18 protein-coding genes are annotated in these 24,492 nt (G+C 49.6%); 12 read left to right on the top strand and 6 right to left on the bottom strand.

Annotation, left to right across the window (positions count from 1 at the left end; translation table 11 throughout):
• Positions 1-175 precede the first annotated feature (175 nt).
• Both fnr and uspE read left to right on the top strand, forming a co-directional pair.
• The gene (fnr, locus tag RHD99_RS12695) at positions 176-928 is read left to right on the top strand and encodes a fumarate/nitrate reduction transcriptional regulator Fnr (protein ID WP_183271596.1); all 753 of its coding nucleotides are present in this window, start codon (positions 176-178) and stop codon (positions 926-928) included.
• A 136-nt stretch (positions 929-1,064) separates the two neighbouring features.
• Entirely contained in the window at positions 1,065-2,015 is a 951-nt protein-coding gene (uspE, locus tag RHD99_RS12700; protein ID WP_183271597.1) for a universal stress protein UspE, read from the top strand.
• Positions 2,016-2,150: 135 nt separating this feature from the next.
• Here the strand turns inward: uspE and RHD99_RS12705 are convergent, their stop codons facing one another.
• From RHD99_RS12705 to pntA, 3 genes are all read right to left on the bottom strand, one after another.
• A complete protein-coding gene (locus RHD99_RS12705) occupies positions 2,151-2,300 on the bottom strand; it encodes a Hok/Gef family protein (protein ID WP_183271598.1) in 150 nt (49 codons plus the stop codon).
• Positions 2,301-2,593: 293 nt separating this feature from the next.
• On the bottom strand, positions 2,594-3,982 hold the full coding sequence (gene pntB, locus RHD99_RS12710; RefSeq protein WP_183271599.1) for a Re/Si-specific NAD(P)(+) transhydrogenase subunit beta: 1,389 nt from the start codon (positions 3,980-3,982) through the stop codon (positions 2,594-2,596).
• A gap of 10 nt (positions 3,983-3,992) precedes the next feature.
• On the bottom strand, positions 3,993-5,522 hold the full coding sequence (gene pntA, locus RHD99_RS12715; protein ID WP_183271600.1) for a Re/Si-specific NAD(P)(+) transhydrogenase subunit alpha: 1,530 nt from the start codon (positions 5,520-5,522) through the stop codon (positions 3,993-3,995).
• A gap of 556 nt (positions 5,523-6,078) precedes the next feature.
• Here pntA and ydgH point away from each other — a divergent pair.
• The 7 genes from ydgH (at position 6,079) to tus (ending at position 15,310) form a co-directional block, all read left to right on the top strand.
• Positions 6,079-7,023 (top strand): DUF1471 family protein YdgH, encoded by a 945-nt coding sequence (gene ydgH, locus RHD99_RS12720; RefSeq protein WP_309874242.1) that lies wholly within the window; start codon positions 6,079-6,081, stop codon positions 7,021-7,023.
• A gap of 193 nt (positions 7,024-7,216) precedes the next feature.
• Positions 7,217-8,599 carry an amino acid permease gene (locus RHD99_RS12725; RefSeq protein WP_183271602.1) on the top strand — a complete coding sequence of 461 codons (1,383 nt, stop codon included), beginning with the start codon at positions 7,217-7,219 and terminating at the stop codon, positions 8,597-8,599.
• Positions 8,600-8,642: 43 nt separating this feature from the next.
• Positions 8,643-9,368, top strand: coding sequence for a dihydromonapterin reductase (gene folM, locus RHD99_RS12730; protein ID WP_309874244.1), 726 nt, complete (start codon positions 8,643-8,645; stop codon positions 9,366-9,368).
• Between the two features lie 74 nt (positions 9,369-9,442).
• Positions 9,443-10,171: a two-component system response regulator RstA gene (gene rstA, locus RHD99_RS12735; protein WP_183271604.1), complete on the top strand. Its 729-nt coding sequence runs from the start codon at positions 9,443-9,445 to the stop codon at positions 10,169-10,171.
• 480 nt (positions 10,172-10,651) lie between these two features.
• Complete coding sequence (locus RHD99_RS12740) at positions 10,652-12,781, top strand: EAL domain-containing protein (protein WP_309874246.1); 2,130 nt, start codon at positions 10,652-10,654, stop codon at positions 12,779-12,781.
• Between the two features lie 184 nt (positions 12,782-12,965).
• Positions 12,966-14,282 carry a two-component system sensor histidine kinase RstB gene (gene rstB / locus RHD99_RS12745; RefSeq protein ID WP_309874248.1) on the top strand — a complete coding sequence of 439 codons (1,317 nt, stop codon included), beginning with the start codon at positions 12,966-12,968 and terminating at the stop codon, positions 14,280-14,282.
• A gap of 98 nt (positions 14,283-14,380) precedes the next feature.
• Entirely contained in the window at positions 14,381-15,310 is a 930-nt protein-coding gene (gene tus, locus RHD99_RS12750; protein ID WP_309874250.1) for a DNA replication terminus site-binding protein, read from the top strand.
• An 18-nt stretch (positions 15,311-15,328) separates the two neighbouring features.
• Here tus and fumC read toward each other — a convergent pair whose 3' ends face one another.
• A complete protein-coding gene (fumC, locus tag RHD99_RS12755; RefSeq protein ID WP_309874252.1) occupies positions 15,329-16,726 on the bottom strand; it encodes a class II fumarate hydratase in 1,398 nt (465 codons plus the stop codon).
• A gap of 57 nt (positions 16,727-16,783) precedes the next feature.
• Entirely contained in the window at positions 16,784-18,430 is a 1,647-nt protein-coding gene (gene fumA / locus RHD99_RS12760; RefSeq protein WP_183271609.1) for a class I fumarate hydratase FumA, read from the bottom strand.
• A gap of 160 nt (positions 18,431-18,590) precedes the next feature.
• Here fumA and manA point away from each other — a divergent pair, with 160 nt between their 5' ends.
• The gene (gene manA / locus RHD99_RS12765) at positions 18,591-19,763 is read left to right on the top strand and encodes a mannose-6-phosphate isomerase (RefSeq protein ID WP_309874255.1); all 1,173 of its coding nucleotides are present in this window, start codon (positions 18,591-18,593) and stop codon (positions 19,761-19,763) included.
• Positions 19,764-20,022: 259 nt separating this feature from the next.
• The gene (locus RHD99_RS12770) at positions 20,023-21,570 is read left to right on the top strand and encodes a YdgA family protein (protein WP_309874257.1); all 1,548 of its coding nucleotides are present in this window, start codon (positions 20,023-20,025) and stop codon (positions 21,568-21,570) included.
• A gap of 98 nt (positions 21,571-21,668) precedes the next feature.
• Here RHD99_RS12770 and RHD99_RS12775 read toward each other — a convergent pair whose 3' ends face one another.
• Complete coding sequence (locus RHD99_RS12775) at positions 21,669-22,703, bottom strand: Mal regulon transcriptional regulator MalI (protein WP_309874258.1); 1,035 nt, start codon at positions 22,701-22,703, stop codon at positions 21,669-21,671.
• A gap of 183 nt (positions 22,704-22,886) precedes the next feature.
• Between RHD99_RS12775 and malX the strand changes: the two genes are divergently transcribed.
• A complete protein-coding gene (gene malX, locus RHD99_RS12780) occupies positions 22,887-24,473 on the top strand; it encodes a maltose/glucose-specific PTS transporter subunit IIBC (protein ID WP_309874259.1) in 1,587 nt (528 codons plus the stop codon).
• Positions 24,474-24,492: the final 19 nt, after the last annotated feature.

Below are 24,492 nucleotides of genomic sequence, written 5' to 3' on the forward strand. Positions count from 1 at the left end.
CTTTTTTCGTGTAGAAACAATCAGTAATCAAAGATAATGTCATTAATTTCAATAGGATATTTCTTTATCCCTGATCTTAATAGCCGTTATATTCTGATTGCGCTTTCATCATACTTACGTGCTCAAGAAAAAGATGTTAAAATTGACTAATATCAATTACGGCCCGAGCATATCTATGATCCCTGAAAAGCGAATTATTCGACGCATTCAGTCTGGCGGTTGTGCTATCCATTGCCAGGATTGCAGCATCAGCCAATTATGCATCCCCTTCACACTCAATGAACATGAGCTTGATCAGCTTGATAATATTATCGAGCGTAAGAAGCCTATTCAGAAGGGACAAACCCTGTTTAAGGCAGGTGATGAGCTGAAGTCGCTGTACGCTATTCGTTCAGGGACCATAAAGAGCTACACCATCACTGAACAAGGTGACGAGCAAATTACAGGCTTCCATTTAGCCGGTGATTTGGTGGGCTTTGACGCCATTGGGACAGCAACGCATCCAAGTTTCGCGCAAGCGCTTGAAACCGCAATGGTCTGCGAAATCCCATTCGAAACCCTTGATGATTTGTCCGGTAAAATGCCCAACCTGCGCCAGCAGATGATGCGTTTAATGAGCGGCGAAATTAAGGGCGATCAGGATATGATCCTGCTGCTTTCCAAAAAGAATGCAGAAGAGCGTCTGGCCGCATTCATATATAACCTTTCACGTCGCTTTGCCCAGCGCGGTTTCTCACCTCGTGAGTTCCGTCTGACCATGACGCGCGGTGACATCGGTAACTACCTGGGCCTGACCGTTGAAACCATCAGTCGCCTGTTAGGTCGCTTCCAGAAAAGTGGCATGCTGGCAGTGAAAGGCAAGTACATTACTATCGAAAATAGCGAAATTCTTGCACAACTCGCTGGTCAATCGCGCAACGTTGCTTGATTTCTGCTTCCCTGAGTCGGATCTCTAAATTTTCCTGATTTATTGATCCGGCAAAGGGTTATCACCTGTTTCAATCTACACATATAGGTTAATCTTACTTAACAGACTGTGGTTAAGCAGTTGTAAGGAGACCTGTATGGCAAAGTATCAAAACATGCTAGTCGCAATAGATCCCAATCAGGACGATCAACCCGCCCTGCGGCGTGCTGTTTACTTGCATCAACGGATTGGTGGCAGGATTAAAGCCTTTCTGCCTATCTATGATTTTTCCTACGAAATGACCACCCTTCTGTCGCCAGATGAGCGCACGGCTATGCGTAAAGGCGTCATTAGCCAGCGTGCGGCCTGGATTAAAGATCAAGCCCAGTACTACATTGATTCAGGTGTCCCCATTGAAATCAAAGTGGTTTGGCATAATCGTCCGTTTGAGGCAATTATTCAGGAAGTAATAAGCGGTGGACACGACCTGGTGCTCAAAATGACGCACCAGCACGATAAACTGGAAGCGGTCATTTTCACCCCAACCGACTGGCATTTGCTTCGTAAATGCCCAAGCCCGGTGTGGATGGTTAACGAAAAGCCATGGCCGGAAGGTGGACGAGCGGTCGTCGCAGTAAACCTGGCGAGTGAGGAGCAGTACCACAACGCGCTCAACGAGAAGTTGGTTAAAGAGACGATTCGTCTCGCCGAAGATGTTAACCACACTGAAGTTCACCTCGTGGGTGCCTACCCGATAACCCCAATTAATATTGCCATCGAACTTCCCGATTTTGACCCGAGTGTTTATAACGATGCCATCCGCGGCCAGCATTTAGTCGCGATGAAAGCGTTGCGTCAGAAATTTGGTATCGATGAGAAAATGACTCACGTCGAGAAAGGACTACCGGAAGAAGTGATCCCCGACCTGGCTGAGCATCTGCAAGCAGGTATCGTGGTTCTTGGTACGGTGGGACGCACCGGACTATCCGCTGCTTTCCTCGGCAATACCGCTGAGCAAGTTATTGACCATTTGCGCTGTGATTTGTTGGTCATCAAACCTGATGAGTACCAAACTCCAGTTGAAATGGATGACGATGAAGACGATTAACGTTCTAATTTGATAAAGAAAAGGCCGCCCATGCAGAACATGAGCGGCCTTTTTATTTACCTGGGTGCTTAATCTCATACATAACACTAACGTGGCGGGGAAAATCCCCCGCCACTGACCTACTTAACCTCGTACTTACGACCTCATACAGGCTAACGATGCCGCCACCTCGATGCCTCCTTTTCGGTAATGGAGTTCACACAGTGAATCCTTTACCAGAAAAATAATCATGAGGATTGTCAGACAGATAACGATCAAACTGAACAGCCTGTTTTTCGACGACATCTTCGCCTCCTGCGTTGCAAACACAAAATTAAGAGGCTACTATCATGGTGTCTATGCATGAGAGGGCCTCGGGTTGGTTTAACTAACTCGGGGCTTTTTTCTGTCTGCTTTTCACCATACGGGTCGAAGCATTCAGCTTCAGCACCCGCCGATATTTTACTCACCACCCAGCGACTTATCTATTAAATTATTCCATAGATTCAGATGGTTGAATGTAATGTTGCATTCATTCCTGTGATGGACAGGCGAAAAAAAACCGCCTGTTAAGGCGGTTTTGGAATACCACTCGCAAATTAGAGCGCTTTAAGAATTGCTTCAACGCTGGCTTTAGCATCGCCAAACAGCATGTGCGTATTATCTTTAAAGAACAGCGGGTTTTGCACCCCAGCGTAACCGGTATTCATCGAACGTTTGAACACGATAACGTTCTGCGCTTTCCACACTTCCAGCACTGGCATACCCGCGATTGGGCTGCGAGGATCTTCAAGTGCTGCTGGGTTAACGGTGTCATTCGCGCCGATAACCAGAACGGTGTCGGTGTCGGTGAAATCATCGTTAATTTCGTCCATCTCCAGAACCACGTCGTACGGAACGCGAGCTTCTGCCAACAGAACGTTCATGTGGCCAGGCAAACGCCCCGCAACAGGGTGGATACCAAAGCGAACTTTGATGCCACGAGCGCGCAGTTTCTCAGTGATTTCAGCCACAGGATATTGCGCCTGCGCCACCGCCATACCGTACCCTGGAGTAATGATCACAGACGTCGAGTTTTTCAACAGGTCAGCCGTGTCTTCCGCATTGATTTCACGGTGCTCGCCCACTTCTTCGCCTTCACCCGTAGAAGAGCCATCAGTGCCGAAGCCGCCCGCGATAACGCTGATAAAGGAACGGTTCATCGCCTTACACATGATGTAAGACAGAATCGCACCGGAAGAACCGACCAGCGCACCGGTCACGATCAGCAAGTCGTTGCTGAGCATAAAGCCCGCAGCCGCTGCCGCCCATCCTGAGTAGGAGTTCAGCATGGAAACCACAACCGGCATGTCTGCGCCACCAATCGACGCCACCAGGTGCCAACCAACAACCAGCGCGATGATCGTCATCACCAGCAATGCCAGAACTTGCAGACCAACGCTTTCCGTACGCACGAAGATAATCAGCATGGCGAAGGAAATGACCAACGCCGCGAGGTTCAGCTTGTGACGGTTTGGCAACATCAGTGGTTTTGAGGAGATCTTGCCGCGCAGTTTACCAAAGGCCACGATGGAACCTGTGAAGGTCACCGCACCGATGAAGATACCGAGAAACACTTCCGTTAAATGGATGTTTTCCATTACCGGCTCAAGACCTGGCGCGTGATCAAGGTAGCTGTTGAAGCCAACCAGAACCGCTGCCAGACCGACGAAGCTGTGCAGAATCGCAACCAGCTCCGGCATCTCGGTCATCTCAACTTTTTTCGCAAGGTGAATACCAATGGCACCACCAATCACCATAGCCACGATAATCCAGACAACGTTGCCCGTTTCAGGCCCAAAGATGGTTGCAACCAGTGCGATCCCCATCCCGGCCATACCGAACAAGTTACCTTGTTTAGATGTTTCGTGTTTTGACAGCCCCGCCAGGCTGAAAATAAACAGAATAGCGGCAACAATGTATGCTGCTGTAACTAATCCACCAGACATGTGTTACCCCTTAGTTCTTCCGGAACATTTTCAGCATGCGCTGAGTGACGGTGAAACCACCAAAAATATTGATACTGGCAATCAGCACCGCGATAAAGCTCAGGAAGCTCACCCAGCCACCATGGCCAATTTGCAGCAATGCGCCAACCACGATGATCCCTGATATGGCGTTTGTCACTGACATCAACGGTGTATGCAGTGCATGAGAAACGTTCCACACCACGTAGTAACCGACCACACACGCCAGTGCGAACACGGTGAAGTGGCTGAGGAACTCTTTCGGAGCGACATCCGCAAGCCAACCAAACAGAATAATCGCCAGGGCCATAAACGCATATTTACGCCATGGTGATGCAGGTTTTTTCTCTTCAACCGGTGCAGCAGCAGGTTTTGCGGCAGCCTGTGGTTGCGCAGAAACCTGAATCGGAGGCGCAGGCCAGGTCACTTCGCCATCGCGAATAACCGTCACACCGCGGATCACCACATCTTCGAAATCAACCACGGTATTGCCATCTTTCTCTTTGCAGAGCAGTTTGAGCAAGTTAACCAGGTTGGTGCCATAAAGCTGAGACGACTGGGTTGGCAAACGGCCCGGTAAATCGGTGTAACCGATAACTTTTACCCCGTTTGGCGTGACAGTCACTTTGTCCGCTACGGTGTATTCGCAGTTCCCGCCGTTTTGTGCAGCCAAATCAACAATGACGCTGCCTGGTTGCATGGAATCAACCATTTCACGTGTGATGAGTTTTGGTGCCGGTTTGCCTGGGATCAGAGCCGTGGTAACAATAATGTCGACTTCTTTGGCCTGTGCCGCGAAGAGTGCCATTTCAGCTTTGATGAACGCCTCGGACATGACTTTGGCATAACCATCACCACTGCCCGCTTCTTCCTTAAAGTCCAGTTCAAGGAACTCAGCACCCATACTTTGCACTTGTTCTTTTACTTCAGGACGGGTGTCGAACGCGCGGACGATTGCGCCAAGGCTGTTTGCCGCACCAATCGCTGCAAGACCGGCAACACCGGCACCGATGACCATTACTTTAGCCGGCGGTACTTTACCCGCTGCCGTAATTTGCCCGGTAAAGAAACGACCAAATTCATGAGCAGCTTCAACAATTGCGCGATAACCCGCAATGTTTGCCATGGAGCTCAGGGCATCAAGGGATTGCGCACGAGAAATACGCGGCACGGAATCCATCGCCATTACGGTGACGTTTTTGGCCGCCAGTTTTTCAAGCAATTCTGGATTTTGCGCAGGCCAGATAAAACTCACCAGCGTAGTACCTTCACGCAGGAGCTCGATTTCGCTGTCCTGTGGTGCGTTCACTTTCAGAACCACGTCAGACTGCCAAACGTCAGCAGTATCTGAAATGGTTGCGCCTGCGTGTACAAACGCTTCGTCGTCGAAGCTTGCCAGTTTACCCGCACCACTTTCGACTGCGACGGTGAAGCCAAGCTTCAGCAATTGCTCCACTGTTTTTGGCGTGGCTGCCACGCGGGATTCTCCCGCCCATCGCTCTTTTGGTACCCCAATACGCATAGTATTCCCTTCCATCTGATATTTTTTGTTGATGGTTTGTCAGACATTGCCATGGCAATTCAGACACGTTGCCTGTTTAACACCCAAGGCAATCGTCATTTCCGTTACCCGTTCAATGAAAAATACATCTGTAACAAACTTTTTATAACCTACTGAAAATAACGCCTGTGATCTAGATCAGGATCTCAGTATTTGTATCATTATCGTAAAAGATTAGCGTTAAGCCTCTCAGACAGCTCTTTTCGACTGACTTTCATCTGTGAGACCTGATAATCCGCTTTAACAGCGACCCAATTCACGATTCTGAGCCATCGTAAATTGCATATTTAACATTGTATTAACTAATTAAGTTGTAAGCTTTACCGCTTTAACTGGTCAAAGCACTCTTTTATTAACATATAAATTTTCGTTATGGAAAAAATCCGCACTGAACCTTTGTAGGGTGAAAAATGGCGCAGACAGTTGCAGTGTTTCAATGCATAATCGGCGGCTAACAGGTAACCCACAGAGAATGCGGTATTTGTATTCATTTTGCGCAAGGCGAAGGATTATTTTTATGAAGCTCAAGACCACCCTTCTGGCGTCAGCACTGATTTCCCTTACTACGCTGTCCGCACAGGCAGCAACGGAATTGACACCGGACCAAGCTGCTGCTCTTAAACCTTTTGATCGCATTACCATCACTGGCCGTTTTAACTCGATTGGTGAAGCGGTGAATTCCGTTTCTAAACGTGCGGATAAAATGGGTGCGGCATCTTTCTACGTGTTGGACACTAACGATACCGGCAGCAGCGGTAACTGGCGTGTGGTTGCAGACGTGTATCATACTGATGCCCCTAAAGCTGAGAAACAGAATTACCGCGTAATCAATGGCGTGACCGAATTACCGAAAGACCAAGCATATGCTCTTGAGCCATTCGATACCGTGACAATCCAGGGTTTTTATCGCAGTCAGCCTGAAGTTAACGATGCCATTACGCGCGCCGCTAAACAAAAAGGTGCGGATTCGTACTTTATCGTGCGTCAAATCGACACCAACTCCGGTGGCAACCAGCGCATTACTGCGTTCATCTATAAAAAAGATGCCAAGAAACGTGTGCTGCAAAGCGCTGATGCGATCCCTGCTAACTCCGAAGCGGGTAAAGCAGCATTGGCAGCGGGCGGCGCGGCCGCTGCAAACGTTGAGATCCCAGGTGTTGCAACAACCAGTACCCCTACTTCTGATGTCGGTCGTTTCTTCGAAACACAAACCACTAAAGGTGGTCGTTACACCGTAACGCTGCCAGATGGCACAAAAATCGAAGAAGTGAATAAAGTGACTGCGGCGCAAATGGTTCCGTTTGATAGCGTGAAGTTCACGGGTCACTATAGCAGCAGCACAGAGGTGTCTTACCAGGTGGCTAAACGTGCCGCTAAGAAAGGCGCGAAGTACTACCACATCACCCGTCAATGGGAAGAACGTGGCGGTAACCTGACGATTAGCGCTGATTTGTATAAGTAAGTTTTCACCCCAGCAAAACTCCTAAAAAGGGCCAGTTGTGCCCTTTTTTTATTTCCCCGCGTATTTTGTGGTTCATGCCATTGCAAGCAGCGCTTACACTCCGTAAAATCCCGCGCCTTAGTGTTACCCACCATTTTTATGCACAAAAGCATAATAATTATTCTGGCTCTATTTTGAATTTTACAGGACTGCAATGGAAAAGAAGCTTGGCCTCGCTGCGTTAACTGCATTGGTTTTGAGTTCAATGCTCGGTGCTGGTGTATTTAGCCTACCGCAAAACATGGCGAGCGTGGCGAGTCCGGCAGCGTTGCTGATCGGCTGGGCCATTACAGGTGCTGGGATTTTACTGCTGGCACTAGCCATGTTGGTGTTGACTCGTTTGCGTCCCGATCTCGATGGCGGGATTTTTACTTATGCGCGCGAGGGCTTTGGTGAGCTGATCGGTTTCTTTTCGGCCTGGGGCTACTGGCTTTGTGCGGTCATCGCCAACGTTTCATATTTGGTTATCGTTTTCTCGGCGCTGAGTTTCTTCACTGACACACCAGAATTGCGTCTGTTTGGCGATGGTAATACCTGGCAGTCGATAGTCGGTGCCTCAGTATTGCTGTGGATGGTGCACTTCCTGGTAATGCGTGGCGTGCAAACCGCTGCCAGCATCAACCTGGTCGCGACCCTTGCGAAACTTCTGCCGTTGGGCCTGTTTGTTGTACTGGCGGCGATGGCCTTTAAACTCTCGACCTTTAAGCTCGACTTCAGCGGGATTGCGCTGGGCGTTCCGGTTTGGGAACAGGTCAAAAACACCATGCTCATTACCCTGTGGGTCTTTATTGGTGTTGAAGGTGCCGTCGTGGTTTCTGCCCGCGCGCGCAATAAAAATGATGTAGGTCGTGCCACATTGCTGGCGGTCATTGCCGCATTATGCGTTTATCTGCTGGTGACGTTGCTTTCACTGGGCGTCATTGCACGTCCAGAACTTGCCGGAATGCGTAATCCGTCAATGGCCGGTTTGATGGTTGAAATGATGGGGCCATGGGGTGAAATCATTATCGCCGCCGGGCTAATTGTTTCAGTGTGCGGAGCCTACTTAAGCTGGACGATTATGGCAGCCGAAGTGCCTTTCCTGGCCGCCACCCACAAAGCTTTCCCGAAAATGTTTGCCCGTCAGAACAAAAACAATGCGCCATCCGCGTCCCTGTGGCTCACTAATATCAGCGTACAAATTTGCCTGGTGTTGATTTGGCTGACCGGGTCGGATTACAACACCCTACTGACCATTGCTTCAGAAATGATTCTGGTGCCCTACTTCCTTGTCGGTGCCTATTTGCTGAAAATCGCAACTCGTCCGCTGCATAAGGCGATTGGTCTTGGTGCATGTATTTATGGCTTATGGTTGCTTTATGCATCTGGCCCCATGCATTTACTGCTTTCAGTGGTACTGTATGCGCCTGGTTTATTAGTCTTTATGTACACACGCAGTACACATACGCATGATATTGGGCTGAATTTGAAAGAAAAATCAGTCATCGTCTTCATGCTGGTGGCAGCGTTTCCGGCGACGTGGATACTGGTGAAGTAACTCGATTCATCGCACAAAACAGGTCAGAAAACAGGAGCCGCCAATGGGGATTGCATCATCCGCACGTCCAATTTTAATTACCGGAGCGGGTAAACGAATTGGCCTGGCTTTAGCTCAGCACTTTCTGGCCCAACAGCAACCGGTGATTATCAGCTACCGCACGCGTTATGCGGCGGTAGATTCTCTTGAGCAAGCCGGTGCTGTGTGTTTGTACGGGGACTTCTCGAGTAATGACGGCATTGAGCAATTTGCTAATGCCGTGAAACAACATTGCAGTGGCCTGCGCGCAATTTTGCATAATGCCAGTGCCTGGCTTGCGGAATCACCGGATGTATCGCCCGCTGAGACTCTGGCAGCAATGCTACAAATTCATGTCCATGCCCCCTACCTGCTCAATCTTCACCTCGAATCTTTACTTCGCGGACAAGGCCATGCCAGTGCCGACATCATTCACTTCACCGATTATGTTGTTGAGCGCGGAAGCGACAAGCATATTGCCTATGCCGCCAGTAAAGCCGCGCTGGATAATCTGACCCGTTCGTTTGCCCGTAAGCTGGCACCTGAAGTTAAAGTTAACGCGATTGCACCCGCGATGATTATGTTCAACGAACATGACGATGCTCAATATCGTCAGAAAGCGCTCAACAAATCGTTGATGAAAATTGCCCCCGGTGAACAAGAAATTATTGCCCTGGTCGATTATCTACTCAGTAGCCAATACGTCACCGGACGAACACATGCAGTGGATGGTGGCCGCCCGCTTCGGTGAATCTGTTTATCCACCATATATGGTGTTAACCGTGTAACCAGGGTATGTTTTCCTTTTGATTCGATGTGCTGGCCATGAACAAAATCGTATACGTAGAAGACGATCCGGAAGTAGGAGCGTTGATTGCCGCTTACCTCGGCAAACATGACATCGACGTTATTGTCGAAAGCCGCGGTGATCGCGCCGAAGCGACTATTGCGCAACAGAATCCTGACCTCGTACTGCTGGATGTCATGTTGCCAGGTAAAGATGGCATGACGTTGTGCCGTGATTTGCGTCCGCAATGGGATGGCCCGATTGTCTTACTCACCTCTCTCGACAGCGATATGAACCATATTTTGTCGCTTGAAATGGGGGCTAACGATTATATTCTTAAAACCACTCCGCCCGCCGTTCTGCTCGCTCGTTTACGTCTTCATCTGCGCCAGCGCGTCTCTGCACAACTTACTGTCGAAAGCAGCACCAATGCGCTTAAACCTCACAAAGCGATGCGCTTTGGCACGTTGTGTATCGACCCGGTAAACCGCCAGGTCACGTTGGGTAGTGAAACCATTACGCTCTCAACCGCGGATTTCGATTTGTTGTGGGAACTCGCTACCCATGCGGGACAAATCATGGACCGCGATGCGTTGCTAAAAAACCTGCGCGGCGTGACCTATGACGGCTTAGATCGCAGCGTCGATGTCGCGATTTCCCGCTTGAGAAAAAAACTCTACGACAGCGCTACTGAGCCATTCAGAATCAAAACCGTGCGTAATAAAGGCTACCTGTTTGCCCCACATGCCTGGGAGAGTGAAGCGTAAATTTCTCAATCGAGAAAATGCTTCAATTATGCAGCCGTCGCCCCTTCAGTAAATTACGCGTTTTCGGTGCCAGCCCATCGAATTCGCGCCCTGCCTTTTTTATTACCCTAAGTGAACGTTTAATTAAGTCGTCTGCACTATAGAAACACTCACTCTCGATATGATAGATTCCACTACCGATATATTTATTCTCACATCGCTTATTTAATATTTCATAAGAAGATCAACTTTATTATTTCGATGTATTTATTTTGTTATCAGTCTGTTTTATTTACAACTCCCCAGACGATTCCATTGTTTATACAACGCTATTATTTGTTGTAAGCATGTTGCCAATAACAATTAAACCTGAATTTTTTAATGCTTTATTATGGACATTATAAACTCAGCCAAATGTACAAGAAAAACAATTCGGCACCTCCGTGAATACTAAAATGACAGAGTTTTATAATTCAGTTATTTGCTTAAAAACAACCCTTAATGAGCTTAATTGCTTTAGGTAATTTCGTGATAAAAGAGTGGCTTTACAACAATCTGCTACGTCGTTTAAATAACAGTCAGATCAAGTTGTTAAACAATCGCTATGCTAATGCCATTATCGCCAGCACGATGGCTATCGTTCCTCTTTCGATTGTACGTGGGCTTGTGATTACCGCGTCGGTCATCTGTGACACGGCAGGATTCAACAGCGCCGCCGTTTGGTTCATGCAATTGCAGATCGGCTTCTTAGCCCTGGCACCGCTGGTGATGAATATCTATATCGCCGTACACTGGGCCGTGAGAAACCGTCTTTCCCAAATTTACTGTATTGCACTGAGCATCAGTACCTTGATGATTTTCCGTCGCATACTCGATAATAATGCGCAGTTTTTCCTCGATATTAGTATTCCTATGGCGTTAGCCTCAGGAATCATCGGCAATGTATTGCAGGAGATTGTCAGTAAAAAACTGCTCAAAATCCGTCAATGGAATGATAACACTAACATCACTATTGTCTCTTTTTTCATCACGCTGGGAATTATCGCTCTGTTTAGCAGCGTAATAAAATTAGGGGCGGAAATTTACGTCACCAATGTGATGAGCTTCTTTAGCCGTATTTCGGTGTATTTTTATCCGACAGATTTCTTACACGGTATTTCGTATGTGCTGTTACGCAGTGTGCCATGGTTCTTTGGTTTGCACGGTTATTATCTATTTATGGACATTGATGTCGCTTTTACTGCGGCTGCAAAAGTTAACATTAGCGAATGGCATGCAGGACACAGCGCGCTCAATATTCTCAGCCCGGTGTTTTATGATATGTGGTGTAATTCCGGAGGCACCGGAAACACGCTAAGCCTGATCATCTGTATTTTAATGCAACCAAAGAGCCCGCACCGACGTTTGCTGAGTATTGCCGCCCCCATGGCGTTATTTAATATCAATGAGCCACTGATTTTTGGCTTCCCGATTGTACTCAATCCCGTGATGATTATTCCGTTTGTCCTGACACCGTTAACGGCCTATCTGGTGGCCTACGGCGCGACCTATATGGATCTCATTCCACGAATTTCAGAAATCGTCAGTTGGTCAACGCCTGGACCGCTTAAAGTGTGGTTAGCCAGCGGCCATTCAGTGAGTGCGCTAATAGTGTATCTATTGCTGCTCGTCCTTGGGGTCATCATTTATCACCCATTCGTCAAAAGCTCGTTAAAACAATCCGTCGCTGAAAACACCAATCTGGATTTACTGACCGGCGAGATGAAAGTCAATCAGCCGGCTGACTTTGAAATGGTGCCCAATTACAGCCATGTCGTGGAGCAAAACAACTATATCGAGGCGCAGCGGCAAATTGAGAAGCTGCAAAGAGACGGGCAGTTCATCCTCTATTTCCAGCCCCAGGTGCGTATTGCAGACAGTAAAATAGTCGCTCTTGAAGTATTGATACGCCACCAAAGCGACGCAGGAAAAATCACTCCACCGGTGTTCCTGAAATATTATGAGCAGACCGGCATGATGCCGGAGATTGATTTCTGGGTGATGGAACATGCTCTGGATTATGTCCGCGAGCATATGTCTGACTGCGAGAAGATGACGCTCTCGGTGAATATTTCACCTCAGACGCTGATTGACTACCGGCTTCCGAACCTGGTGCGCAAGGTGATGGCAACCCCTCTCCCGTCCGGGTGGAATCTGGAATTTGAAATAACCGAGTCACAAAAAGTGCAGGATCCGGTACGCGTCGCAGAAGTTTTGGAAAAACTGCGCGAACTAGGCATCAAGATTGCGCTGGATGACTTTGGTTCCGGATACTCAACGTTGCATTATCTGACACGCTACCCGCTGGATAAAATTAAGCTCGATCGCTCCATGGTTCTGGGTTTAGCCAAACCCGATGGATTTAACTTCCTGCAGCAGGTCGTGAAGCTATGCACGGTGATTCAGTGTGAAATTTTGATTGAGGGCGTCGAAACTCAGCAAGAATTAGAACTGGTGCAAAAAGCAGGAATTGAGCTGTGCCAGGGCTTTTTCTACTATCGGCCATTACCGGGAGACGTGGTTTACCCACTCCTGAAGGAACAACGACAGCAAGCAAGCCTCGCCCATCAACAGGTTGCTGCAACGGTATAGCGCCCTCCTTTCTGCACGGATACGCCAGAGTTCTGCACACCAGATATTGTATGCAGGGGCAAACCCTGCTTACATAGCCAGCCAGATGGGGCATGAAATTTCTAAAACGACGCCACTCCTGTCCCCATAGCGCGCCTGGACTCCAGGAGGCTGCCCCAACCAACTGATAAGCCGGTGATTTCCGTTGAAAAAGTTATTTATTCAGTTCTATCTTTTGCTGTTCGTCTGCTTTCTGGTGATGACCATGCTGGTTGGCCTGGTTTACAAATTCACCGCTGAGCGTGCTGGCCGCCAGTCGCTGGATGATTTGATGAAGAGCTCGCTGTATTTGATGCGCAGCGAGTTGCGTGAAATCCCGCCTCGCGACTGGAACCGCACCATCAAAGATCTCGACCTTAACCTGTCCTTTAAACTCCATATCGAGCCAATGGACAAGTTCAAACTTGATGAGATAACCATGCGTCATCTGCGTGAAGGCGAAATTGTCGCCCTCGACGACGAATACACGTTTATTCAGCGTATCCCCCGCAGCCATTATGTTCTTGCCGTCGGCCCGATTCCCTATCTCTTTTTCTTGCATCAAATGCGCTTGCTGGATGTGGCATTGATGGCATTTATTGCGATCTCGCTCGCCTTCCCGGTTTTTATTTGGATGCGACCCCATTGGCAAGACATGCTGAAACTGGAAACAGCGGCGCAAAGATTAGGTAAAGGGCATCTTGATGAGCGTATCCATTTCGACAGCGCTTCAAGTTTTGAGCGCTTAGGTGTCGCATTCAACCAGATGGCAGACAGCATCAACGCACAAATTGCCAGTAAGAAGATGCTGATTGACGGAATTGCGCATGAACTGCGAACACCACTGGTGCGCTTGCGTTATCGCCTTGAGATGAGCGACAACCTGACGGATGCGGAATCACTGGCGCTAAACCGTGATATTGGCCAACTGGAAGCCCTGATTGAAGAACTGCTGACTTACGCGCGCCTCGACCGCCCGCAAACGGAGTTGCAACTGGCAAGTGTGGATGTTCCACGCTGGCTTGATGAGCACATTGCCGATGTCAGAATCATTCATCCTCAGCTCGATATTCAACTGGATACACCATTAGCAGGTAATTTTGGTTTAATCGACCTGCGCCTGATGGAGCGTGTCACCGATAATCTGGTCAATAACGCGCTGCGTTACAGTAATGAGAAATTGCGAATCAGTTTGTGGCTCGACAACAGAACCGCAATTTTACAAGTTGAGGACGATGGTCCGGGTATTCCAGCCGAAGAACGCGAACGGGTATTTGAACCGTTTGTTCGCCTTGACCCCAGCCGCGACCGCGCCACGGGCGGATGCGGGCTAGGACTTGCGATCGTTCATTCTGTCGCAACGGCGATGGAAGGTTCGGTGGGCGTAGACAGCGGTGCGCTGGGTGGCGCCCGCTTCCGCTTTAGCTGGCCAATCAAAACGGAATCCCCTTTAGCGTTAGCCTCCGTGACGCCGCGCCGCTAAAAATCATGTTTCCCTGCCAGGCCATCGAAACGACGATGGTCAGGTTCATCTCCCTGTGTTATAAATTCATAAGTATGTTGTAACTAACGAGTGGCAAAATGGCAAAATATGATTTGATTGAACGCCTGACCAGCACCTTCCGCGAGCTTGAGCGCGACTTACATCAACTTCGTGAGCAACTCGATAGTTACAGATTGTTGGTGGGACGTGTGTTCCCCTTACCTGGAGTGGATAAAGGGAAGGAACATGATGCCGTCACGAAAATAGAAGTGACCCAATTACTGGGGCACGTGGCACATCAGTCCACCCTTTCCCATTTTACGCGCTTGTTCATCCAGCAACAGTCGGAGAAAACCAGCAGCAAAGCCGCTGTACGCTTGCCTGGCGCCGTTTGTTATCAGGTCGATGAGAGAGAACGTGAACAAACGCTGGCACTGATTGAGCGAATCAATCAGCGAAAACAGGCGTTTGAAAATATTGTCAGTGTGGAATCCGGTTTACCCAGCGTGCAGCGTTTTGAATGGGTACACCGCCAACTTCCGGGGCTTATCACGCTTAACGCTTACCGGACTATCACGTCGCTTGATAACCCCAGCACGCTCAATTTTGGCTGGGCGAATAAGCAAATAATTAAGAACTATTCCAGACGCGACGTTATCGAGATACTTGAAAAAAGCCTTAACGCTAATCGCGCAGTGCCACCCTATACCCGTGAACAATGGGCTGAACAAATTACCCGAGAACTCAATGACATCAGTCGTTTGTCGGATAATACGCGCCTGAAAATCAAGCGCCCCGTCAAAGTGCAACCTGTGGCCCGAGCCTGGTATCAGGAACGCAAAAAACAGGTTCAGCATGCCTGCCCTTCACCGCTGGTCGTCCTGTGTAATCCTGACAACGGTGAAATGCCGCCGGATATTGGCGAGTTGCTCAATTATGATGCGGATAATATCCGCCATCGCTATAAACCAGATGCGCAACCGTTGCGGTTGGTGATCCCGCGCCTGCATCTTTACTGCGAAGAATAGATACAGGCGCGATGAAGCTTACTGTTTCATACTGCCGACCATCTCTTCCGGGCGGACCCAGGCATCAAATTCGCCCTCGGTCAGATAACCCAGCTTTAACGCAGATGCCTTCAATGTCAGCCCTTCTTTATGGGCTTTCTTGGCAATCTCTGCGGCTTTGTCGTAGCCAATATGGGTATTGAGTGCGGTCACCAGCATCAGCGATTCATTCAGCAACTGTGTGATTCGATCCCGGTTAGGTTCGATACCCACCGCACAATGTTCGTTGAAACTTTCCATGCCATCAGCCAACAAACGCACCGATTGCAGGAAGTTATGAATCACCATCGGGCGATATACGTTGAGCTCAAAGTTACCCGAAGCGCCGCCCATATTGACCGCCACGTCGTTACCCATCACCTGGCAGCACAGCATAGTCATCGCTTCACACTGCGTCGGGTTGACTTTGCCTGGCATAATTGAACTGCCGGGTTCGTTTTCAGGAATGGCGATTTCACCAATTCCACAGCGTGGCCCTGAGGATAACCAACGGACATCGTTGGCAATTTTCATCAACGATGCCGCCAGCCCTTTTAATGCCCCATGGCAATGAACCAGCGCATCACAAGTTGCCAGTGCTTCAAATTTATTCGGTGCAGTGATGAACGATTGGCGAGTAATCTCAGCCAGTTCTTTTGCGACGCGTACCGCGTATTCAGGATGAGTATTCAGTCCAGTTCCCACCGCCGTGCCGCCTAATGCCAGCTCCGCAACGTGCGGTAAGCTGTCTTCGACATGCTTGAGATTATGTTCAAGCATGGCCACCCAGCCGGAAATCTCCTGGCCAAGGGTTAGCGGTGTCGCATCCTGCAAGTGCGTACGGCCAATTTTGACGATGTCGCGGAAAGCGTCGGCTTTGCCTTGTAACGTCGCTTTCAACACGTTTAATTGTGGGATGAGCTGTTCACGCACCGCGATCAGCGCCGCAACGTGCATTGCTGTCGGGAAAACGTCATTTGAGCTTTGGCTCTTATTCACGTCGTCATTGGGATGAACATTGCGCTCCATTCCGCGCACACCGCCAAGAATTTCACTTGCTCGGTTAGCCAGTACTTCATTCATATTCATGTTGCTCTGGGTACCAGAGCCTGTTTGCCAGATGGCGAGCGGGAATTCGTCGGGATGCTTACCGTCCAGCACTTCGTCAGCCGCCTCGATAATGGCTTTACCTCGGGTGTTGTCCAACAAGCCGAGATCCATATTCACCTTCGCGGCTGCGCGTTTGGTTAACGCCAACGCCTGGATCAGCGCCGTGGGCATTTTTTCAGTGGAAATGCGGAAGTGCTCAAGTGAGCGCTGAGTTTGTGCGCCCCACAGTTTATCTGCCGGGACGTCAATTGGGCCCATTGAGTCTGATTCACTACGAACGGCTACCATTTCATTCTCCTTAGATTTTGAGCAAAAAAAACCGCCCTTATGGGCGGCTTATAATGTTTACTTCACGCATCGCGTACATTGAGAGGCGTGTATTTTCTGGAAGAAGTCATTGCCCTTGTCATCGACCAGAATAAAGGCTGGGAAGTCTTCGACTTCGATTTTCCAGATAGCTTCCATCCCCAGTTCCGCGTACTCGACACAGGTCAGGCTCTTGATGCTTTGTTGCGCCAGAACCGCAGCTGGACCGCCGATACTACCCAGATAGAAACCACCGTGTTTATGGCAGGCATCCGTCACCTGTTGGCTGCGGTTACCTTTTGCCAGCATCACCATGCTGCCGCCGTTGGCTTGCAGCAGATCAACATACGAGTCCATACGCCCTGCGGTTGTCGGCCCCAACGAGCCCGATGCATAACCGTCTGGCGTTTTGGCCGGGCCTGCGTAATACACAGGATGATCCTTGATGTATTGCGGTAAGCCTTCACCGTTGTCGATACGTTCTTTGAGTTTAGCGTGGGCGATGTCACGTGCCACAATAATCGTGCCACTTAAAGAAAGACGCGTGGAAACCGGGTATTGCGATAACTGTTTTAAGATCTCACTCATTGGGCGATTCAGGTCGACTTTAATCGCCTCGCCTTCGCCCGCCTGACGCAGTTCCTGCGGAATAAATTTGCCAGGATTATGCTCGAGTTTCTCAATCCAGATACCGTCACGATTGATCTTCGCTTTAATGTTGCGGTCAGCGGAACAAGAGACGCCCATACCTACCGGGCATGACGCCCCGTGACGCGGCAAACGCACAACGCGGATATCGTGGGCGAAATATTTACCACCAAACTGCGCACCGAGCCCCAGATTCTGCGCTTCTTTGAGCAGTTCTTCTTCAAGCTGAACATCGCGGAAGGCCTGGCCGTGTTCATTACCTTCCGTTGGCAGCCCGTCGTAATATTTGGTGGATGCCAGTTTGACCGTTTTCAGCGTGGCTTCGGCTGAAGTTCCACCAATCACAAACGCCACATGGTACGGCGGACACGCAGCCGTACCGAGGCTACGCATTTTATCAACCAGGTAATCTTTCAGGCGGCCAGGACTCAGCAGCGCCTTCGTTTCCTGATACAGATAGGTTTTGTTCGCTGAGCCGCCGCCTTTGGCAACGCAGAGGAATTTATATTCGTCACCGTCAACGGTGTACAGGTCGATTTGCGCAGGCAAGTTGGTGCCAGTGTTGACCTCTTTGTACATGTCCAGCGCGGCGTTTTGCGAATAGCGCAGGTTATCTTCAATAAAGGTGTTGTAGACGCCGCGAGACAGCGCTTCTTCATCACCACCACCGGTCCAGACACGTTGGCCTTTTTTACCCATGATGATCGCCGTGCCGGTATCCTGGCAGGTCGGCAAAATGCCTTTCGCAGCGATTTCGGAGTTACGCAGGAACTGGAGCGCAACGTACTTATCGTTTTCAGAGGCTTCAGGATCATTCAGGATATCGGCCACTTGCTGTTGGTGAGCGGGGCGCAACATAAACGAGGCATCATGGAATGCGTGTTGGGTCAGTAACGTGAGGGCTTTGGGGTCAACTTTCAGGACTTCCTGCCCTTCGAACTCTGACACTGAAACATAATCACTGCTTAGCAAGTAGTATTCTGTTTCGTCTTTTTTTAACGGGAACGGCTCTTGATAATGAAAGGCTTTATTCGACATTGTTCTCTCACTTACGACATTTATTTTTAGCACGCCAATATGCTACACAATTATTTAACAAAAACTGAGACTAGTACGACTTTTTACTCCCCTGGTTACTTCATCTCAGATAATTGGTTTAATAGCCGGAACTTTAGCTAGATTACAACAGGGCTTGATAATGCAAAAACTCATCAACTCAGTGCAAAACTATGCATGGGGAAGTAAAACTGCGTTAACGGAACTTTATGGCGTGCAAAATCCAGAAAACGTGCCGATGGCAGAACTCTGGATGGGCGCACATCCGAAAAGCAGCTCAAAAATCCTTGAAAATGGTCAACCGCGTTCACTACGTGATGTCATTGATGCTAACAAGCCCACGCTATTAGGTAAGGCCGTGGCAGAGCGTTTTGGTGAGTTACCGTTTCTCTTCAAAGTGTTGTGTGCCGACCAACCCCTTTCCATTCAGGTTCACCCGAACAAAAAAGCCTCTGAATTAGGTTTTGCCAAAGAGAACGCGGCAGGTATCCCTTTAGATGCGGCCGAGCGTAACTACAAAGATCCAAACCACAAACCCGAGCTCGTGTTCGCTTTAACACCGTTCCTCGCCATGAATGCATTCCGCGAATTTGCCGATATTGTTTCGCTGCTGCAGCCTGTCTCAGGCGCACATCCGGCCATCGCACATTTCTTGCAAGAGCCTAATGCTGAACGTTTGTCACAGCTTTTCGCCAGTTTGCTGAACATGAAAGGTGATGAGAAGTCACGCGCGTTGGGCGTATTAAAAGCCGCGCTAAACAACCAACAGGGCGAGCCGTGGGAAACCATTCGTGTCATTTCTGAGTTCTACCCGGATGACAGCGGCTTGTTCTCGCCACTGCTGTTAAACGTGGTGAAATTGCAGCCAGGTGAAGCGATGTTCCTGTTCGCCGAAACGCCGCACGCTTACCTGAAAGGTGTCGCGCTGGAAGTCATGGCAAACTCCGATAACGTGCTGCGTGCGGGCCTGACACCAAAATACATCGACATTCCTGAGCTGGTCGCAAACGTGAAGTTTGAACCTAAACCGGCAGATCAATTGCTGACACAACCCGTGAAACGGGCGGACGAGCTAGACTTCCCTATTCCGGTTGATGATTTCGCCTTCTCTTTGCACGATCTCAGCGCTCAACAAACCCCGCTCGCCCAAACCAGTGCGGCTATCGTGTTTTGTACCGAAGGCGAAGCGGTATTGAGTAAAGACCAACAGCAACTGGTGCTCAAACCGGGTGAATCTGCCTTTATTTCCGCAGAAGAATCACCGGTTTCTCTCAGCGGCGTTGGCCGTGTAGCGCGCGTTTACTCCAAAATCTGAGTTGTAAGCAACTTACTGATTTTTTATGGATAGATTGCTAAGCTCTTTAGGATATACCCAAAATAATTCGAGTTGCAGGAAGGCGGCAAGAGAATGAGTCCCGATGAGCTTACTCAAGTAAGTGATTCGGGCGATTGAACGTAGCCAACGCACGTGCAGCTCGAAGAATGAAGGGTAAACGTTTCTTAAATGCCTGCTGGCATTTCAATCGTCTGCCGGAGGACTACCGGCAGACGCACTTAATATGGACGACGACAGAATGAAAAAATCACTGGTTGCTGTAGGTGTCATTGTGGCTTTGGGTGTGGTGTGGACGGGCACAGCCTGGTACACCGGTAAACAGCTTGAAGGCCGCATGGCGGAGATGGTGGGTAATGCTAACGCCGTATTGAAAAAAGCCTCGCCAGAAGCAGGTTTAACGCTAAGCTACCAGGACTATCATCGTGGTCTATTCCATAGCTCAATGCAGCTGGTTATCAAACCCACTGCGGGAATGACCAGTGCGATTCTCAAGCCTGATCAAAGCATCGTTTTCAATGAAATCATCGATCATGGCCCGTTCCCCTTCGCACAGCTGAAAAAATTCAATCTGCTGCCGTCCATGGCATCCGTTCATACCACGCTTGTGAACAATCCGACGACTAAACCTTTGTTTGATATTACTAAAGGCCTGTCGTTTATCGATGCGCAAACGCGTATCGGCTATAGCGGTGATACCTCTTCAGATATCGATTTGCTGCCACTGGACTACGTTAAAGGCGAAGAGAAAGTCGCTTTCAGCGGTGGTCAGTTCAAAGCGGATGTCGATGGCAAGGGTGACAAAATTTCCATTCGCGGTGAAGCACAAAGCGGCCTGGTAAATACCAGCAATGAGTATGGCCAGCATGTGCAGATGACCTTTAATGGCATCAAAACCGAAGGCGATAGCAGCCGTAGCGAATTTATCGAGCGTATTGGTAGCCAAAAAGCGTCTATCGAAAAACTCGCCATTTCCGTTGAAGGCAAAGAAATGGCCGTTGTGGAAGGCTTAAGTATCAATGCCAAATCCGAATTGCAGGAAGATAAAAAGCATCTTTCCGGCCAAATTGATTACACCCTGAACTCACTAAAAGTGCAGAACCAGGATATTGGCAGCGGCAAATTAACGTTAAAAATCGGTAACCTCGATGGCGCAGCGGTTCAGGAATTCAGCAATAAGTACAATGCTGAGTCGCAAAAACTGCTGGCAGACCCTGCAACCGCACAGAATCCAGAAGCTTATCAGCAGCAAATTGTCGAACTGTTTGCCGCTAACCTGCCTCTGCTGTTGAAAGGGGATCCGGTGATCACCGTGGCACCATTAAGCTGGAAGAATGCAAAAGGTGAAAGTAGCTTTAATCTTTCGCTGTTCCTGAAAGACCCTGCCCTGACGACGACCGAGCCAACCACGCCGGAAGAGCAACTGAACCGTGTCGTGAAATCGCTGGATAGCAAACTGGTTATCCCAGTGGATATGGCAACTGCGTTTATGACTCAGGTAGCCCAGCTTGAAGGCTACCAGCCAGCCGAAGCCGCTAAACTTGCTGAACAGCAAATCAAAGGCCTGGCTGCGATGGGGCAAATGTTCCGTGTGACCACAATGGAAGACAACAAAGTGGTTTCCAGCCTGCAATACGCGAATGGCCAGGTAACGCTGAATGGGCAAAAAATGCCGCTAAGTGATTTACTGGGTATGTTCGGCATGCCAGGCATCGACGATCAATCCGCTCCAGCGCCAGAACTGGAAGCGCCTGCAACTCCTGCTACGCCAGCAGTACCGCAGCAGTAATACTGACTTTTTGTCTCTGTAAAAGCCTCCTTCGTGGAGGCTTTTTCGTCTGGCTCAGCGCGTCTGTCAATGACCTCCAGCCCTTGTAAAAATCATCGCTAACTTTTCCGTACCACCAGTCTCGCGGGCATTATCTGGCTGCGAACTTCTTCGTTGTCGTTTTGTACGCGTTTCAGGATCCGTTGCCCGGCGCTACGGCCAATTTCACGTGCAGGCGTCGACACCCAGGTTAACGGTAAATCATCCAACTCATCGTCCATCACCTCGGCGAATGCGGCCAATGCGACGTGTTGGTCGTAATAACTGTCGATGCTTCCTTCACCGCTTTGCCGTCCGGCGCGCAGTAAACCAAACCACGCGCCCATCGCTACGGTGCTGTTGTGACAAAGTACGGCGGTGATGGTCGGGTTATGTTGTAAAAGCGTAGTTATTGCATCGGCCGCCTTCTTCTGGCTGGGTTCACATTCGATTATCCATTCACTGTGGAAAGGCAAACCGTATTTCAGCAAGGTTGCGCAGTAGCCGCCGACACGCTCGGCACGCGTTAATGAAGAACCGTCACCGCCCAGCCAGGCAATACGCTGATGGCCGCGCTTGATCAGGTGCTCCGTCACTAGCTGCGAGGCTTGCATGTTGTCCGGCCTGATAATATCGGCATCGTCGAGATAACTGGCTCGCGAGACAAAGACCAGCGGCAGATTTTTTTGTTCCGCAACCGTACGCATATCCGCGCCCTGTCCTGCCGCGCCAGCCACAATCACGCCGTCCACGCCCTGTGAAACCAGTGTCTCAAAGCAGCGCTGCATATGCTGGCCCTGACCGCCGCTTTGTGTCAGAAAGAGCAATTTCCCCTGTTTTTCCAGCTCATCAGTCAGGCCCGCAGTCAGTTCTGCATAGAAAGGATTGCACAGATCGCGCACGATCAAGCCAATAACGCCACTTTGGCCGCCACGCAAAGAGACGGCTTGCCGGTTACGTACAAATCCCAGCTTTTCTATGGCTTCGTTCACACGCATTCCTGTCGCCGGGGAGATGCGCCCTTTGCCACTGAGTACCAGAGAAACCGTGGTAACAGATACCCCAGCCGCTTCAGCAACCTCATTTATGGTGATTTTCTTTTCCTGAGTCGTCATTAGAAAGACGAAACCTCCATGAAACTAAATGTGGGGTAAAACGTTTTATCTTAATGCGTATATTAGGCCCTGTACCGAGATTTGGATCTGTGAGCTAACGCGCAATAAAGCTTGGTAAAACGTTTTATCATCCGCTTCGTTTTGTTCCCCTACCCATTTATCAACCAAGGTCAAGGAGTCGTTATGGCGGCTAATACACCACAAAAAATTACGCTTTGGGAGTTTTTTCAAAACCTTGGCAAAACCTTTATGTTGCCCGTGGCGCTGCTGTCGTTCTGCGGCATTATGCTGGGTATCGGCAGTTCGCTGAGCAGCCATGATGTGGTGACGCTGTTACCGGCATTAGGGAATCCCGTTTTACAGCTCATATTTGTCTGGATGAGCAAAGTTGGATCGTTTGCATTTAGCTTCCTGCCAATCATGTTCTGTATCGCCATTCCTTTAGGGCTGGCACGCGAGAACAAAGGTGTCGCTGCGTTTGCTGGTTTTGTTGGTTACGCAGTCATGAACCTGGCGGTAAACTTCTGGCTGACCGCAAAAGGCATTCTCCCGACGACTGACGCCGCTATTCTGAAGGCGAACAACATCCAGAATATCCTCGGTATTCAGTCCATCGATACCGGTATTTTGGGCGCGGTGATTGTCGGGGTGATTGTTTTCCTGCTGCATGAACGTTTCCACAATGTCCGCCTGCCTGATGCGCTGGCGTTCTTTGGCGGTACTCGTTTTGTGCCTATCATCACTACCCTGGTGATGGGGCTGGTGGGTCTGGTGATTCCGCTGATTTGGCCGGTATTTGCTGCGGGTATCAACGCGCTGGGCAATATGATCAACAGTGCTGGCGTATTTGGTCCGATGATCTTCGGGACTGGCGAGCGTTTATTATTGCCGTTTGGTTTGCACCACATTCTGGTGGCTCTGATTCGCTTTACTGAAGCTGGTGGTACGCTGGATGTTTGCGGGCACAGCGTGAGCGGTGCGTTAACTATCTTCCAGGCACAATTGAGCTGCCCGACTTCTCACGGTTTTGCGGAGAGTGCGACTCGCTTCCTGTCTCAGGGTAAAATGCCAGCGTTCCTTGGCGGCTTACCGGGTGCTGCATTGGCCATGTACCACTGTGCTCGCCCTGAAAATCGTCACAAAATTAAAGGCCTGCTGATTTCCGGCGTTATTGCTTGCGTCATCGGCGGTACAACTGAACCTCTGGAATTCCTGTTCCTGTTTGTGGCTCCGGTTCTGTATCTCATCCATGCTCTGCTGACCGGCCTTGGCTTTACTGTAATGGCCGTGTTGGGCGTTACTATCGGTAATACTGACGGTAACATCATCGATTTCGTGGTATTTGGTATTCTGCACGGTCTGGCCACCAAGTGGTACCTGGTGCCGGTTGTGGCTGCGATTTGGTTCACTGTTTACTACGTTATCTTCCGTTTCGCGATTACCCGTTTCAATATCAAAACCCCAGGTCGTGATGTCGAAAGCGCGGTAGAAAAAGCAGTTGTGGGTCAGGTAGGGAAATCCGGTTACAACGTGCCTGCAATCCTTGCAGCGCTGGGCGGAAAAGACAATATTGTCTCACTGGATAACTGCATCACTCGTCTGCGTTTATCAGTGAAAGATATGTCGTTGGTGGACAGTGCCGCACTGAAAAACCTGCGTGCCATTGGCGTGGTGCAGCTTAACCAACATAATCTGCAAGTGGTGATTGGGCCGCAGGTCCAGTCGGTAAAAGATGAAATGGCGCATCTGATGCAAACTGCTCAGGCGTAAATCACAGTGGGCGCTCCGG

It is taken from the genome of Buttiauxella selenatireducens (genome assembly GCF_031432975.1).
Taxonomy (GTDB): domain Bacteria; phylum Pseudomonadota; class Gammaproteobacteria; order Enterobacterales; family Enterobacteriaceae; genus Buttiauxella; species Buttiauxella selenatireducens.

What these genes read in the sequence shown, in the direction of transcription:
- manA (WP_309874255.1), top strand. Translation starts at nt 18,591, where the DNA reads ATGCAAAAACTCATCAACTCAGTGCAAAACTATGCATGGGGAAGTAAA.
- pntB (WP_183271599.1), bottom strand. Translation starts at nt 3,982, where the DNA reads ATGTCTGGTGGATTAGTTACAGCAGCATACATTGTTGCCGCTATTCTG.
- uspE (WP_183271597.1), top strand. Translation starts at nt 1,065, where the DNA reads ATGGCAAAGTATCAAAACATGCTAGTCGCAATAGATCCCAATCAGGAC.
- rstA (WP_183271604.1), top strand. Translation starts at nt 9,443, where the DNA reads ATGAACAAAATCGTATACGTAGAAGACGATCCGGAAGTAGGAGCGTTG.
- RHD99_RS12775 (WP_309874258.1), bottom strand. Translation starts at nt 22,703, where the DNA reads ATGACGACTCAGGAAAAGAAAATCACCATAAATGAGGTTGCTGAAGCG.
- folM (WP_309874244.1), top strand. Translation starts at nt 8,643, where the DNA reads ATGGGGATTGCATCATCCGCACGTCCAATTTTAATTACCGGAGCGGGT.
- RHD99_RS12770 (WP_309874257.1), top strand. Translation starts at nt 20,023, where the DNA reads ATGAAAAAATCACTGGTTGCTGTAGGTGTCATTGTGGCTTTGGGTGTG.
- ydgH (WP_309874242.1), top strand. Translation starts at nt 6,079, where the DNA reads ATGAAGCTCAAGACCACCCTTCTGGCGTCAGCACTGATTTCCCTTACT.
- fumA (WP_183271609.1), bottom strand. Translation starts at nt 18,430, where the DNA reads ATGTCGAATAAAGCCTTTCATTATCAAGAGCCGTTCCCGTTAAAAAAA.
- RHD99_RS12740 (WP_309874246.1), top strand. Translation starts at nt 10,652, where the DNA reads ATGAGCTTAATTGCTTTAGGTAATTTCGTGATAAAAGAGTGGCTTTAC.
- fumC (WP_309874252.1), bottom strand. Translation starts at nt 16,726, where the DNA reads ATGGTAGCCGTTCGTAGTGAATCAGACTCAATGGGCCCAATTGACGTC.
- fnr (WP_183271596.1), top strand. Translation starts at nt 176, where the DNA reads ATGATCCCTGAAAAGCGAATTATTCGACGCATTCAGTCTGGCGGTTGT.
- malX (WP_309874259.1), top strand. Translation starts at nt 22,887, where the DNA reads ATGGCGGCTAATACACCACAAAAAATTACGCTTTGGGAGTTTTTTCAA.
- RHD99_RS12725 (WP_183271602.1), top strand. Translation starts at nt 7,217, where the DNA reads ATGGAAAAGAAGCTTGGCCTCGCTGCGTTAACTGCATTGGTTTTGAGT.
- pntA (WP_183271600.1), bottom strand. Translation starts at nt 5,522, where the DNA reads ATGCGTATTGGGGTACCAAAAGAGCGATGGGCGGGAGAATCCCGCGTG.
- tus (WP_309874250.1), top strand. Translation starts at nt 14,381, where the DNA reads ATGGCAAAATATGATTTGATTGAACGCCTGACCAGCACCTTCCGCGAG.
- RHD99_RS12705 (WP_183271598.1), bottom strand. Translation starts at nt 2,300, where the DNA reads ATGTCGTCGAAAAACAGGCTGTTCAGTTTGATCGTTATCTGTCTGACA.